This window comes from Psychrobacter sp. AOP5-GZ1-6, from assembly GCF_052376345.1.
GTDB lineage: Bacteria > Pseudomonadota > Gammaproteobacteria > Pseudomonadales > Moraxellaceae > Psychrobacter.
Genome location: NZ_JBQSVP010000080.1, coordinates 1 through 14,023 on the forward strand (window position 1 = coordinate 1; position 14,023 = coordinate 14,023).

11 protein-coding genes are annotated in these 14,023 nt (G+C 42.7%); 7 read left to right on the plus strand and 4 right to left on the minus strand.

The window, feature by feature from the left end; genetic code table 11:
• Positions 1 to 160 precede the first annotated feature (160 nt).
• Positions 161 to 1,024 (plus strand): universal stress protein, encoded by an 864-nt coding sequence (locus tag ACT3RN_RS10510; RefSeq protein ID WP_192992493.1) that lies wholly within the window; start codon positions 161 to 163, stop codon positions 1,022 to 1,024.
• A gap of 45 nt (positions 1,025 to 1,069) precedes the next feature.
• On the plus strand, positions 1,070 to 1,747 hold the full coding sequence (locus tag ACT3RN_RS10515) for a cupin domain-containing protein (protein WP_192520696.1): 678 nt from the start codon (positions 1,070 to 1,072) through the stop codon (positions 1,745 to 1,747).
• Between the two features lie 119 nt (positions 1,748 to 1,866).
• On the opposite strand, the gene ACT3RN_RS10520 is transcribed toward ACT3RN_RS10515, so the two are convergent.
• Positions 1,867 to 4,068: a TonB-dependent siderophore receptor gene (locus ACT3RN_RS10520; protein ID WP_192520695.1), complete on the minus strand. Its 2,202-nt coding sequence runs from the start codon at positions 4,066 to 4,068 to the stop codon at positions 1,867 to 1,869.
• Between the two features lie 352 nt (positions 4,069 to 4,420).
• Here ACT3RN_RS10520 and ACT3RN_RS10525 point away from each other — a divergent pair, with 352 nt between their 5' ends.
• Positions 4,421 to 5,920 carry a PepSY-associated TM helix domain-containing protein gene (locus ACT3RN_RS10525; RefSeq protein WP_192520154.1) on the plus strand — a complete coding sequence of 500 codons (1,500 nt, stop codon included), beginning with the start codon at positions 4,421 to 4,423 and terminating at the stop codon, positions 5,918 to 5,920.
• A 124-nt stretch (positions 5,921 to 6,044) separates the two neighbouring features.
• Here ACT3RN_RS10525 and ACT3RN_RS10530 read toward each other — a convergent pair whose 3' ends face one another.
• Entirely contained in the window at positions 6,045 to 7,739 is a 1,695-nt protein-coding gene (locus ACT3RN_RS10530; protein ID WP_225739259.1) for a multidrug ABC transporter permease/ATP-binding protein, read from the minus strand.
• A 223-nt stretch (positions 7,740 to 7,962) separates the two neighbouring features.
• Here ACT3RN_RS10530 and ACT3RN_RS10535 point away from each other — a divergent pair, with 223 nt between their 5' ends.
• From ACT3RN_RS10535 to ACT3RN_RS10545, 3 genes are all read left to right on the plus strand, one after another.
• Positions 7,963 to 8,397, plus strand: coding sequence for a MarR family winged helix-turn-helix transcriptional regulator (locus ACT3RN_RS10535; protein ID WP_192520155.1), 435 nt, complete (start codon positions 7,963 to 7,965; stop codon positions 8,395 to 8,397).
• Positions 8,398 to 8,582: 185 nt separating this feature from the next.
• The gene (locus ACT3RN_RS10540) at positions 8,583 to 8,765 is read left to right on the plus strand and encodes a glutathione S-transferase family protein (RefSeq protein ID WP_318779545.1); all 183 of its coding nucleotides are present in this window, start codon (positions 8,583 to 8,585) and stop codon (positions 8,763 to 8,765) included.
• Between the two features lie 115 nt (positions 8,766 to 8,880).
• On the plus strand, positions 8,881 to 9,666 hold the full coding sequence (locus ACT3RN_RS10545; RefSeq protein ID WP_192520157.1) for a siderophore-interacting protein: 786 nt from the start codon (positions 8,881 to 8,883) through the stop codon (positions 9,664 to 9,666).
• 57 nt (positions 9,667 to 9,723) lie between these two features.
• Here the strand turns inward: ACT3RN_RS10545 and nirD are convergent, their stop codons facing one another.
• Together nirD and nirB are read right to left on the minus strand one after the other, a co-directional pair.
• The gene (nirD, locus tag ACT3RN_RS10550) at positions 9,724 to 10,074 is read right to left on the minus strand and encodes a nitrite reductase small subunit NirD (protein ID WP_192520158.1); all 351 of its coding nucleotides are present in this window, start codon (positions 10,072 to 10,074) and stop codon (positions 9,724 to 9,726) included.
• Between the two features lie 125 nt (positions 10,075 to 10,199).
• Positions 10,200 to 12,800 carry a nitrite reductase large subunit NirB gene (gene nirB, locus ACT3RN_RS10555; RefSeq protein ID WP_192520159.1) on the minus strand — a complete coding sequence of 867 codons (2,601 nt, stop codon included), beginning with the start codon at positions 12,798 to 12,800 and terminating at the stop codon, positions 10,200 to 10,202.
• A gap of 782 nt (positions 12,801 to 13,582) precedes the next feature.
• Here nirB and ACT3RN_RS10560 point away from each other — a divergent pair.
• Positions 13,583 to 14,023, plus strand: a 441-nt coding sequence (locus ACT3RN_RS10560) for an MFS transporter (protein ID WP_444518612.1), incomplete at its 3' end; no start/stop codon positions are given.

Genomic DNA, 14,023 nt, shown 5'->3' on the forward strand with positions numbered 1-14,023 from the left:
GTCAGGCTATCGTTAGCAGTGATTGATAAATCGATCTAACGTACTCTATTGTAGCTACCGATATAGATCACTGGATGCAGCACTATAAATTGGTTATTATCAAGTTAAGGATTTCAGATTTTATAATAAAACAATAAACCATAAAATTTAAGGATAGCTTATGACCACAACACAGCATGTTTTAGCCTGTATTGACGGATCGGCAGTCACTGAATCGGTTTGTGACTATGCAGCATGGTATGCCAGTAAACTGAACATACCGGTAGGATTGCTACATGTCAGTGAGGTTCCTGCATCGACCAGACGTGATTTATCGGGTGCGATAGGGGTAAACAGCCGCCAGTTTTTATTAGAAGAGCTGACCCAAATGGACGAACAAAGAGCCAAAGTGGTCAACAGTTATAGTAATGCATTGGTAGAAGATGCAAAAAGCCATCTCCAAGCCAATTTTGATGGAGTGAATGTCCGCATCTATCAGCGCCGTGGCAAGCTGTTACCTGCTATCGAGAATTTTAAGACAGAAAATCGTGCTATTGTCATGGGTCGACGCGGAGAAGACCACAAAAACAGTCGCATCAATATTGGTAGTCAAATAGAAACGGTCGCCCGTGCCTCTGATATTCCGATATTGATTTGCTCCGAAAGTTTTAAAGCGCCCAGTTCATATATGATCGCGTTTGATGGTAGCAAAACCGCTATTAAAGCGGCATCGATGGTTGCTAGAAGCCCTGTCTTAAAAGGTTTAGAAGGTCATATCGTTATGATAGGCAGTCACAATGATACCGCTAAACAAAGCTTAAGTGCCGCTGCAGCACAACTAGAAGCAGCGGGGTTTGTGGTGGAAGCGCATCATTTATCAGCGGCTGATGCGGTCAATGGCTTGTTAGCCTTTCAAGCGGAAAACGACATCGATATTATGGTAGTGGGTGCTTATGGTCATTCAAAATTACAGCAGCTGTTTCTAGGCAGTACCACAACAGAGCTTATCGCTAGCACCTTGTCGCCAGTTATTTTAGTGCGATAATGGTCAGTTGATACAACCATAACGAACTTGTTTGGACACTATTTTATGCTTATTAATGCAGATTTTTCTTGTCGCGCAGCGCTTGCAGTTGAAGAGCAACAATGGATAAACTCACCGCAGAGCGGTGTAGAACGGGTGATGCTGGATCGCGTGGGTGAAGAAAAAGCGCGCGCCACCAGTCTGGTGCGTTATGCTCCGAGTTCTCACTTTCCGCATCACATGCATCCAAATGGTGAAGAGATTTTGGTATTGTCAGGCATGTTTTCTGCAGATGACACACATTATCCAGCAGGCTGGTATTTGCGCAATCCACCATCGTCAGGTCATACGCCATATAGTGATGAAGGCGCAGTGATATTCGTTAAGCTCAGACAAATGCCATCTGATGAAGATCGCTATGTCGCTATTGATACTCATGATGATGACAATTGGCAATGCCAAGGCAGTCGTGATATCTGTCCTCTGTTTTCTGATGATGGCGAGCAAGTAAGTTTGCAGCGTCTCAATGCAGGCGAAGTAGTATTCGACGAAGATAGCATTAGTGGTGTTGGTGGTACAGAGTTATTGGTTGTAGCGGGCAGTCTAATAGATGATGGGCAGGTTTATCAACGAGGTAGTTGGATACGTTTGCCAGTAGGAGAGCAGTCGCAGATAAAGGCAGGGTTAGAAGGTGTTACGCTATATATTAAAACGGGACATTTAGAGCAAGTAATAGGTTTGTGATTGGTAATTGACCGAGCCACTTGGGTTTTCTATATTGGCGTTATAAATTTTCGATCGATATTCTTATCTATGATATTGATAAAAGCTGGCTATTATTACAATAGCCAGCTTTTTTGTGCTTAGAAGTTAGCTTTTACACTGACGACCATTTGGCGCTCTGGTCCCATCCAGCAGTTATTTGTATCATAACAAGAGCTGACATAGGTTTTATCAAACAGATTATTGACACTCGCACCCACAGTAAAGGTAGGGTTGACTTCGTAACTGCCGCCAACATCTACCAATGTCACACTTGGTAGCTCATCTGTGTTCTGTCTGTCGATTTGCATGCCACTTTCATAGCGAACCCCGGCATTAAGCGTTAGCTTGTCTGTGGCGTAGTAGTCTGCCCACAGCGTGGCTTTGTGTTTCGCTGTTTGCGCTGGCGTGTTACCGACCACTTCGGGGTTAATCTCTTCTTCGGTAATTTCAGCATCGGTATAGCTGTAACTCGCAGCGACATCTACCCAGTCATTGAGCATATGACTGCCTGAGACTTCAAATCCTTTAGATGCAATCTCACCGGTTTGGGTTTGATTTCTATAGTTAATGTAATCTGATACCACGACATTTTGCTGGTTGATATCAAATACCGCCAATGTTCCTTTGGTGCCGCCATCTGATGATTGATACTTAATACCAGCTTCTAGCTGATCGGCCGTCGTGGGTTCAAACGGCTCATTGGTCACGAAATTACTCCCAACGACTGGCTGGAACGATTGTGAGTAGCTCACAAACGGCGAGATGCCATTATCGAAATTATAAATAGCAGCAAGACGACCACTGGTCTCTGATGCGTCATTGTCAATTTCTTGGACACTATATATTACACCTTGAGAAGCTTTGGTCTGGTCGGTGAGGCTTTTGAATTTATCATGACGCAAACCTGCCACTACCGTCCAATCTTTCCATGTCATCTCATCTTGAACATAAAAACCAAGCTGGCTTTGTTCGATGTCCTCATACTGACTGTAGACATCTAATGGTAGGGTGTTGGCATTGATTTGCGAAAAATCTGGATTGGACAAATCAAGGTTTGGTGTACCATCTGCACCAGCATCATAGTAATCAGCAGTGCTATCTGTCTCTTGATACTCAACACCAAACAATAAGTTATGAGAAGTATTTGCCGTATCGAATTGATAAGCCAACTGGTTGTCTGTGGTCCAGTTTTTCATGCTTTCATCGGTGGTGTAAGCCACACGGTTCAGTATCGTGTCACTACCGCTGACATACCCACCTGAGTTGTACATATTACGCTGCTCTGCTTCAGAGTCGGTGTAGCGCAGTATGTGTTTGAAGGTTAACTGATCATTGATATCCCAGTTTACAGTGACACTCGGCATGAATACTTCTTTGCTAAACTTATTCCATTCGTCGCCTGCATAGGCATCGCTATCTAACTTGCCATAGCTGGCGTTATAGACGGTACCGACTGAAGGCAGTGGGGTAGAGGGTACCATGTTTGGGTCATCTTGATAAAAGAGGTTAGCAAGTACCGACACGTCATCTGTCGCTTGCCATTCAAGCGATGGATTAATCAGCGTGCGCTCTTCTTCTGTGGTTTGCATTTGTCCGTCTTTTTTGCGCTTTAATGCCACAAAACGATAGTTCAAGCTGTCTGTGAGCGCTCCGGTTGTATCGATGCCTACTTCTTTTAGGTCTTGGTTACCCAGTCGTAGTTGCACTTCCGTTTCTTGGGTGCTTTGAGGTGTTTTGGCAATTTGGTTGACCATGCCACCAGGTGCTGTATAACCATACAGTGAAGAGGCCGAGCCTTTGACCACTTCTACCGCTTCTGTTGCATAGACATCGACTTGTGGCATGAGGTTCCAAGCCCCATCGTAAGGCAGTCTTAGACCGTCATAAAAATTCGATAAAGTCTTAAAACCACGAACTCTGTTTTCATCAAAGATAGTCACTGTACCGCGACTCTCAGAGCTGACACCTGGCTCATAACGTAGCGCAGCACTGACACTGTCCGCTTGGCGTTTTTGTAGCAGGTCTTGATCGATTCTGGTATAGCTCATTGGTGCATCTTCAGGGTCTAATGCAGTTTTTGTACCTGTGCTCCGGTAGCTATCGGCATAGACGGTGATGGCATCTAAAGTAGTCGATGGGATCGCTGTCTCAGCGTTCTCTGTTTCGGACGTACTTAGCGAGTCTTCGGTATAGGTAGTTTCAGCATAAGCCAGCTGACTGATACTCATGATCAAGCCAATCTGTACTGCTACGGTAAGGTGTTTTTTTCGGATAGATTCAGAGGCTAACTGGAGTCGCATCATATGTCCTGTTAAATATTATTCATGAAATGGAATGTCTTTAATCTAGATGATTGAATATTAGAAAGAATAATAGCACTAATGATTACTATTATCATTAAAAAATTACAGTGAGAGAGTTCTGAGAAAGGTACAACATGACAAGCTATGATCTCGTTTGGTTTTCTTATACTAGTTCGTATTTGGTATTCAACACGCCCTAACATTGCCCCGATGTTATTTAAATTTGACTACATAAACAGTGGTCTTTAAATAAGTTTTCTCGTATGATACAGCCGATATTATTTTAATAGATTTATGTTGCTAATTAGGGCGTATTCTAGGCAGTCAGAGAATATTCAGGGTCATATTTATGAGTAGAGAAAGCAATCAGTCAATCAGTAATAGCCATCGCTATTTTACAGTATGGCGTTGGCATTTTTATGCGGGCATGTTTGTCGCGCCTTTTTTAATCGTTTTGTCTGTAACCGCTTTAGGTATGTTGTTTATGTCTAATACGGTCGGTTTAGACGGTGATCGTTTGACCATCGCTACGCCAGAATCAATGCTGACAGCACCAGTCTCTACACAAGCAAAAAACGCGCTTAGTACTTTGCCCGATAGTACACTCGTTAAATATATTGCGCCTCGTGATGCGGATACCGTCGCCTTGTTTCAGGTCAAATCAGAAGACCAGACTAATATGGTGGCAGTGAACCCTTATACGGCTGATGTCGTCAACAGCACGCCTGCCAGTAGTAGTCTTTATAATACTTTCAATAATATTCATAGTGATTTATTGATTGGTAAAACAGGTGACTACCTCTTAGAAACCGCCGCTGCACTGACTATCTTAATGATCTTGTCGGGTTGGTATCTTTGGTGGCAAAAACGCAAATCACTCAAAGCCATGCTGATACCTAATGAGGCAGTAGCCAACAAGAAAAAACGTTCCTTTATCCGTACCATTCATGCGACATTGGGTAGCTGGGTGTCGATTTTGCTGCTATTTTTTTGCATATCAGGAATGGCATGGGCAGGCGTGTGGGGTGAGAGAGTTGTTCAGGCGTGGAGCCAGTTTCCTGCAGGTAAGTGGGGCGTGGCTCCGATGCCAGTGTCGATTGATTATAGTCAACACAGTGCCCCAGCGAATGAATCAGCGCCAGAGCCTCATGTTCATGGTGCCGCCGCGACAGATGCGCCCACACATGGTAGTGTCCTAAACTCGGGCAAAACAAAAGAAGTTCCTTGGGTGCTTGAGCTGACGCCGATGCCAGTCTCGGGCACAACGATGGGTAAAGATGGCATCGCGCCCAATCTACCCATTATGGTCGATACGGTAGACCGATACGCCCGTGAAATTGGATTTGTCGGGCGTTATCAGCTGAATCTACCACAAGGTGAAACAGGGGTGTGGACGCTCAGCCAAGATTCGATGAGCTATGACATGACAAGTCCAACCGCTGATCGCACCGTACACATTGACCGCTATTCGGGCAAGGTGTTGGCTGATATTCACTACGACGATTACAATGCCTTTGGCAAGTTTATGGCAGCAGGTATTGCTATTCATATGGGTACGCTAGGGTGGTGGAGTGTGTTGGCCAATGTCCTGTTTTGTCTTTTTGTTGTCATTATTAGTGTGAGCGGTTATGTCATGTGGTGGCAACGTCGTCCTCGCAGTACTAGCGAAAGTATAGGACTAAATCCGCCAGCACGTGGTCAGCAGTTCTCCATTTGGTGGCCAATTGCTATTCCTTTATTGATAGTCGCGATTATATTTCCAACAGCGATAATTGCTATTTTGGTCATTGCATTGTTAGATTTTTTGGTAATATCTCGTGTTGCATTTCTACAGAAGTTACTAAAATAAGCAAAAGCGGTATATTTGTGGGTTAAAGGCATTGCAGCGGCACGTGTCTAGTCGATTGTATTTTTCTGTAGTGGGGCGACTTATAATAAGTTGCCCCATTTTTTTAGATTTTTGATCGTATGCGTTACAACATCGCAATGGCGTCTGTACTGGCACGCTTTCGCTCTTCTGCATTCAGTTCAATTAACCTGCCTTCTTTCATCAGTAGCAACCGATCTGCATGTTCAAAGTAGCCGTCATCATGACTGATGATAAATAGGGTTTTTCCCCTCGCCTTTAGCTCAGGTATCAGTGTCTGATAGAACACGCGGCGAAACGCAGGATCTTGGTCAGCCGCCCACTCATCAAGCAACAAAAACTCTTTTTGTTCGGCGACTGAAAGTAGCATCGCCAATCGCTTACGCTGACCTTGGGATAGCTTGTCTGTCGATAGTTGATTGTCTACGATTTCAATTTTATCCTGCAAGTTCAATTTATGCACCCAATCGTTGACCAGCGTCATATCAGGACTATCACCCTGATGGCCAATCAGTTGCTTAAACAGATGCTGATCGCTAAAAATAGCAGAAAATAGCTGCCTATAATCCGCATTATTCTTTGAGTTCTCTCCTGAGCCAATGAGCTGATCGTCCACTTTTATAGAGCCTGTGGTCGGTGTAAAAATGCCTGTGATAATTTTGGCCAAAGTGGATTTTCCGCTACCATTGGCACCGATTAAAAACACTACCTCACCACGGTTCAAAGTGAGGTTGACCGATTCTAATATATTCGTATTCTGCGTTTCAGTTTTGATACTGTCATAGCGATAGCCGACGTTGGTTAGCGACAGGGACTGCCAGTCTTTTGTCACGTGATCAGTCATAAATTCTGCCTGGTAATCAGCCAGTTTAAAAGACTGTATTTTGTCTAGCGCCACCTGCGCCGTTTGCAAGGTCGGATAAGCACCAACGGCGTGAAGAATAGGGGATTGCATGAACAAAATCGTTAAGGAAAATGTAGTTGCAACACTCATCGGTAGATTTAAATAGTTCGCTACCGCAAACACCACACCAATCGAAGCAAACATCATGATATTAGACCAGTTCACAGCAGATAAGTGGTAGGTATCAGATTTGATAACAGCCTTTTTGTATGCATTTGCATGAGACAGAAAGTCATCGTTATAGAGCTTTTTGGCGCGGTGCTGATTGAGTGACAGCTCCTTACGTCCATCTATAACGGATTGATAATCTTGATACAAAAGATCATTAATTGCTCGTAGTTCAACTAAGTGAATATAGACATGTTTGACTAAAATAGTACTTATCCAAATGGTCATCACAATCCAAAACATGATGATAAACAATAACGGCAGCGACAACCAACCTAGATATAGCGCTACACCCACAGACAAAATAATGCCTTGTACCAATTCAGGCATACGTACAAAGGCAACGGTAATAGATTGTATGTCTGAAGATAAGCTGGCAAGCAACCGCGCGCTACCCAAATGATCTATTTGCGGCACATGTGTATCGATAATTTGCTTGACCAGCTTTGTCCTGAGCTCATAGACGAACTTATGTCCCAAGCATGTCAGTGCATACTGTGATAAAAAAGTAGTGATGAGCAGCAGTACGACCAAGGCTGAAAAGTAACCCAAACTGAGCAAGGACAATGTATCAAAGACAGGCTGACTGATAAAAGTGTGGTTGATATAAGCAATGATACCCACACTGACAGCAGCATTAATTAAATTAAGTAAAATAACTTTGAGAAAAGGTAGGCGATAATGCGCCCAAATCATGTGATATAAAGAAATGCTAGTGCGAGAGGGCATAGTGGCTCAGTAATAAGAGAAGAACATAAAAATTTATATGCTATTGATAATCATTAGTATTTGTAATATTGTGGCGTTAATCTATTTATGTGTCAATGTGTTTGTACTGGCAACGGCCTAACTCACCATTATAAAGTAATACGACTTATTAGACTTATAATTAGTTGACACAATCAACCTTATTGTATATAGTTGCTTTTATCAACTATATAGGAGGTGTTGTATGTCTAAATATGCATTAAGCGAAACCTTACATCAATTGATACATACCTATACTAATCTGTTGCTTGAAGGGGTCAAACGTCAAGAGCTAGATTTATCTGTGACGCATATCAGAACATTAAAAGGCGTCTGTCAAAATCCTGAGGTCACCGCAAAATCGATCGCTCAGCGTATGCAACGTGACAAAGCACAAGTCACTCGCGCATTGAACGACCTTTTGGTCGCTGATTTAATCGTTAAAAAAGACAATCCTTTAGATGGTCGTAGCCAGTTGCTACAGCCAACCGCCAAAGGCAAGGCTGTGATGGCAAAGTTAAACGCTGCAGAAGAGTGGACGAGAGAACAGTTAACGCAACACTTAACAGAGGCTGAGCTCAATGCGTTTTTACAAGTGAGTAAGACTATGATTAACAATGTCAAAAATAGCCAAAGCTAAATGACAAAGCGGTTTGAAACAGCCTATATCAAAATGTTAATCGCGCATATTTAAGTTGAGTATTGCTTAAACACGATAAATGAATATTTTTTATTTGAACTAGGGCGTGTCTTCATTTCAGCATGGTGATAAAAATGAGATAAATTGCTGTCAAACAAGAAAAATAGCGCAGATTATATCGGGATATTAACCAGCCATTTGGCGATGCCTTTTCGTTGGCAGATATTACTTGGATTCCACAACTGGTTGTTTTAAATAGAGCAGGCTATCCTTTTTCTCAGTATGCACACTTTGAGCGCTGGAAAAATGCGGTTATGGCTCGCCCTAGTTTTAAGCAAGCGGTGACTGATTGGTTAAAGCAAGGGTAAGCAGCGACGACCGCAGAATGACCATAAAGTAAAAATGATAGCAAAATAAAGTGATGATGATAAAAAACGGTTTAATCCCATAAAATATTGAATACAAGAGAAGAGTCTTATAACTATGATAAATCAAAAACCCGTAAGAGAAGTCATGACCGTAGCTGATAAGCAAATGCTAACCCCGCATTATATTCGTGTTTGCTTAACAGCACAGCCTGCCACTATCGCTAATATCGCGACTATGACTGTTGGGGTAAATAATAAAGTTGCCATACCGATAGATAAAACCCAAGCGCTTGATTTAGAGGATAAGTCCAGCTTTGTGATGCGTACTTATACCCATCGCGGCGTTGATGTTGAAAAACAACAGATTTGGATTGATTTTGTCGCCCATGGTGATGAAGCGCCAGCTTCAGGCTGGGCCACGCATGCGCAAGTAGGTGATGAACTAGGTGTGATGATGAAGCCCAAAAACAAAGCGCTTTATCCTGAAACAGACCATATTTTATTAGTGGGTGATGCCACGGCTATACCAGTGCTTGGCGCGATATTACAAGACCTGCCTGCTACTACTAGTGGCCACTGTATTATTGAAGTGCATGATGCAGAGGACGAGCAAGATTTGCCAACTGCAGCCAATATCGAAATGACGTGGTTACATAATGCCGATCCTACGCAAGGCAGTCAGTTGGCTGATACGGTTAAATCTATAAAACTACCAAGCGCAAATCAAAGTCGTTTTGCTTACATTGCTAGTGAGTTTGCAACCGTCAAAGCCATTCGTCAGTATTTGAAAGGTGAGCAGAAGTGGTCGAAAGACGAGCTATATGCTTTTTCTTATTGGAAGGCAGGCGTGGCTGAAGATCAGTCTGCCAGTGATCGGCGTGCAGAAAAAGATGCAGAATAAGGTGTATTAAGCATTGTACTTTAAATGATGACACACCTTAACTCTATTCACTAAAAACTACTCACTAAAAATGATCACATTATTAATATCAAGTCCAACTCGGTATGAATTAATTTTAGTATTAGCATCGTCCAAGCATTGTCCAGTAGCAAGATTAAAGCGCTGCTTATAAATAGGTGAGGCAACGTACAGTACATCTTCGGTCGTACCAGTGTCACTTGCAATGCTAGTGCCACCAATTAACCCACGCGATAGTACGTTGGCCTGACTAAAAGGATCGTAATTATCAAGGGCAAACAAATCATTTTGGGTGGTACGAAAAACAGCAATTTGCTTGCCATCAACTAGTGCACAAACACCGGTGTCAGGTATGATATCGTCAAGAGTACAAATGGTATGTTGGTTCATGAGGCGTTATCCTTAAGTATGTACCGCTACAATTAATGAGTGCATAAGCAAACGAATGCGTTAAGTTGAATGATACTTTGCGAAGAGTCATGCATCACAAAGTATCAGCAGCATCAGATGAGAAACTAAGCCAACTCAACCAACTTAATAGTGGTTTTTTCAGCATCAGTGGCTGGACGTATTTGCTCTCGTTCTTGTACAAACACCACGTTATCATCGCCTTTTTCACTGTTCACGAAATGGCGGAAGCGTTTGAGCTTTTCGGTATTGCTGATGGTTGCTGCCCACTCGCATACGTAATTGTCTATCAATAGCTGCATTTGTGCTTCGAGTTCATCGGCAATACCTAAGCTGTCGTCAATGATAACGGATTGTAAATATTCAAGCCCGCCCTCTAAGCTTTCACGCCATTTGGAAGTACGCTGAAGTTTGTCGGCTGTTTTGATATAAAACATGATGATGCGGTCGATATATTTAACCATGGTTTCGGTATCGAGATCGGTGGCAAACAGTTCAGCATGGCGCGGGGTGATACCACCATTACCGCAGACAAATAGATTCCAGCCGTTTTCTGTTGCAATCATGCCAAAGTCTTTACTTTGTGCTTCGGCGCATTCGCGCATACAGCCAGACACGCCCATTTTGATTTTGTGCGGTGAGCGTACACCTTTGTAACGATCTTCCAGTCTTAGCGCGAGACCAATGCTGTCATCGACGCCATAGCGGCACCAGTTATTGCCAATACAAGATTTGACAGTACGTAATGACTTACCATAGGCGTGACCTGTTTCAAATCCTGCTTCAACCAACTGGCTCCAAATATCTGGTAGTTGTTCCATACGTGCACCAAACAAATCAACCCGTTGCCCACCGGTAATTTTGGTATATAAATTAAACTCTTTTGCCACTTGTCCAAGCACAATGAGCTTGTCTGCGGTAATCTCACCGCCAGGTACTCTTGGAACCACCGAATAAGTACCATCTTTTTGAATATTACCTAAATAGTAGTCATTGCTATCTTGCAATGGGGTCAGCTCTGATTTCAGTATATGATCGTTCCAGCATGAGGCTAAAATAGAGGCAACGGTTGGTTTGCAAGTCTCACAACCATGGCCGCTACCATGTGAGGTCAGTAGTTCATCAAAAGTTCTGATGCCATGTACGCGAACCAAGTTATACAAGTCTTGGCGCGAGTAGGCAAAGTGTTCGCATAAATTATTGTTCACCTCAAACCCAAGAGCGGTCAGCTGATAGCTAACGGTATCTTTTACCATCGGTGCACAGCCACCACAGCCCGTACCTGCACTGGTGGCAGCTTTTACATCAGCAATGGAGTAAGCACCGTTTTCAACTGCTGAACAAATGGTGCCTTTGGTCACGTTATAACAAGAGCAAATAGTCGCGGTGTCTGGTAAGTTCTCAATGCCCATGACGGGTTTTTCGACATTGGGTAATATCAGGCTTTCAGGATGAGCGGGTAGGTCAATATCATTTAAATATAGCTGCAATAAATTATTATAATCTTCGGTATCACCGACCAATACAGCGCCAAGCAAGTGTTTGTTGTCTGCTGTGGTCACCAATTTTTTATAAATACCTTCGGCTGGGTTTTGATACAAGTAGCTTAAACTGTCATCAGTTTTGCCATGCGCGTCACCAATGCTGCCAACATCGACACCCATTAGCTTCAGTTTGGTACTCATATCAGCACCAGTAAATATTTGCGCTTCTTGACCGGCAATTTGTGCCGCGCAGATACTGGCCATACTATAGCCAGGTGCGACCAAACCAAAGACTTTGTTATCCCATACTGCGCACTCACCAATAGCGTATACATGGTTGGCGTTGGTACGGCACTGGCCATCGATCAAAATACCACCACGGCCACCCATCTCAATCCCGCATTCTGGATTGTTTTTGATGATACTGTCTTGTGGCCTGATACCGGCACTAAACACGATCATATCGGTGTCTAAAATAGTGTCGTCTGTAAACTGCATGGTTAAGCAGTGAGCGTCGGTACTGGTATCATTTGGATCAAATGAAGAGTTGGTTATAATTTCTTTGGTATTCTTGCCCGTTAATACAGTGACGCCCAATGCCTCAATTTTGCGCTTTAAAATATCGCCACCAGCCGCATCAAGCTGAACGCCCATCAATTGCGGCGCGAACTCAACCACATAGGTATCCAGGCCTAGTGTGACCAGTGCTTTTGCAGCTTCGAGCCCTAGTAAGCCGCCGCCAACCACCACGCCCTTTTTGACAGCGGGTAATTCGGCAATGGCCAAAATCTCATCCAAATCTGCAATGGTTCGGTACACGTGGCAGTGGGCATGCTCACGGCCGGGAATAGGTGGTACAAATGGGTATGAGCCAGTGGCCAGCACCAGCTCACTATAATCAATTTGCTCACCTGATTCTGTTGTGATGCATTGATTGGCTGCATCAATATTGATGATACGTTGGTTTAGATGTAAGTTAATTTTTGACAGCTCATAGGCACTCAAATCCACCAAATTTAGCTTACTGGCATCTTTGTGTTCAAAATAGCTCGATAGGTATACACGATCATAAGCAGGGCGATCTTCTTCAGCAAAAACATGAATATCAAATTGTTGATGTAGTCCTTGTTCGATGGCTCTCTCAATAAAATGATGACCAACCATACCGTTGCCAATCACTACCAAATTGCCTCTTTCTGCTGTGCTCGCTGTCGTGCTATTCATACGCCTATCCTTAGTAATGGTTTGCTTCCAATATGGCCGCTGCCTATATAAGCCTTATTCCATAAACGGCTAATTTTGTCATCAATGGCTGATGCTAAGCGATTGATGACTACTAATGTACAACATTCAATAATCATGCCAGTGCGAGGGCTGTGAAAGCATCTTATTACCATAAGGTGATGCCCGAAGGGACTGCTACGGCATAGCCTGCTTATGTCTGGATGTTTTTGAAAATCTAGTAATGTGATTGTTTTGGGTAATAAAATTATGATGAATAATAATTACTTAGCACATTACATCTATGGTGCATGCACCAAAATAGATGAGCGTTTGCCCCAAATTGGTTGTTATTAATGTTGTTGAGACAGGTGAGGCGTACGGTTTGGCAGTACTGTTTTCATGACTAATAAAAAAATAATTTATACCTAGATAATTATCGTATGGCTACTGTAAATATGACCTAAAGAGTTTTTGTAGTATCAAATAAAAGATTGTTTTTATACTGATTTTTAATGTTTATAAAACCAACTGGCACAAGCATTGCATTGCTCTACATTGTGTTGACTCCCATTCTTTTTGAATATTTCTCAGCTTAAGTAACTGTTTTTGGCGCATTTAAAGGCTAATACTCAGATTGAAAACACGAAAAATACTTAGTTTTATTGCTTAATTCTAATAATTAATTTGAGTACCTGTTTTTGATGGTTCGTTTGAATACTTAGCATTTTAAATACTTAGCATGTTGTCATTAACCAAAAGTTAATCATTTGAGGAAGTCGCCTATGTCATCATCAACCCCCGTTGCACCCAGCAGCGATAAACTAAATGTCTTATCATTTACGGGCAAAAATAAAATCCTACATTTAGGTTGGATGGCATTTTTCCTTACTTTTTTTGTTTGGTTTAATCATGCGCCTTTTCTATCAGCGATTGGTGAAACACTTAATCTGACTAAAGATCAAGTCAAAACTTTGCTTATATTGAACGTTGCCTTGACCATTCCTGCTCGCGTTATTATTGGTATGTTGACCGATCGTTTTGGTCCGCGCATTGTTTATGCCGCGATTTTGTCCATTGGTGCGATTCCCTGTTTTACCTTTGCATTCGCGCAAGATTACAACACCTTGGCACTATCGCGTTTTTTGCTAGGTTTTGTCGGTGCAGGTTTTGTGGTTGGTATTCGTTTGATGAGTGATTGGTTTCCGACCAATGAGCTAGGTTGT

Bases quoted from the DNA above. Each gene is read 5' to 3' on its own strand.
- ACT3RN_RS10510 (WP_192992493.1), top strand. From the start codon at position 161: ATGACCACAACACAGCATGTTTTAGCCTGTATTGACGGATCGGCAGTC.
- ACT3RN_RS10515 (WP_192520696.1), top strand. From the start codon at position 1,070: ATGCTTATTAATGCAGATTTTTCTTGTCGCGCAGCGCTTGCAGTTGAA.
- ACT3RN_RS10520 (WP_192520695.1), bottom strand. From the start codon at position 4,068: ATGCGACTCCAGTTAGCCTCTGAATCTATCCGAAAAAAACACCTTACC.
- ACT3RN_RS10525 (WP_192520154.1), top strand. From the start codon at position 4,421: ATGAGTAGAGAAAGCAATCAGTCAATCAGTAATAGCCATCGCTATTTT.
- ACT3RN_RS10530 (WP_225739259.1), bottom strand. From the start codon at position 7,739: ATGCCCTCTCGCACTAGCATTTCTTTATATCACATGATTTGGGCGCAT.
- ACT3RN_RS10535 (WP_192520155.1), top strand. From the start codon at position 7,963: ATGTCTAAATATGCATTAAGCGAAACCTTACATCAATTGATACATACC.
- ACT3RN_RS10545 (WP_192520157.1), top strand. From the start codon at position 8,881: ATGATAAATCAAAAACCCGTAAGAGAAGTCATGACCGTAGCTGATAAG.
- nirD (WP_192520158.1), bottom strand. From the start codon at position 10,074: ATGAACCAACATACCATTTGTACTCTTGACGATATCATACCTGACACC.
- nirB (WP_192520159.1), bottom strand. From the start codon at position 12,800: ATGAATAGCACGACAGCGAGCACAGCAGAAAGAGGCAATTTGGTAGTG.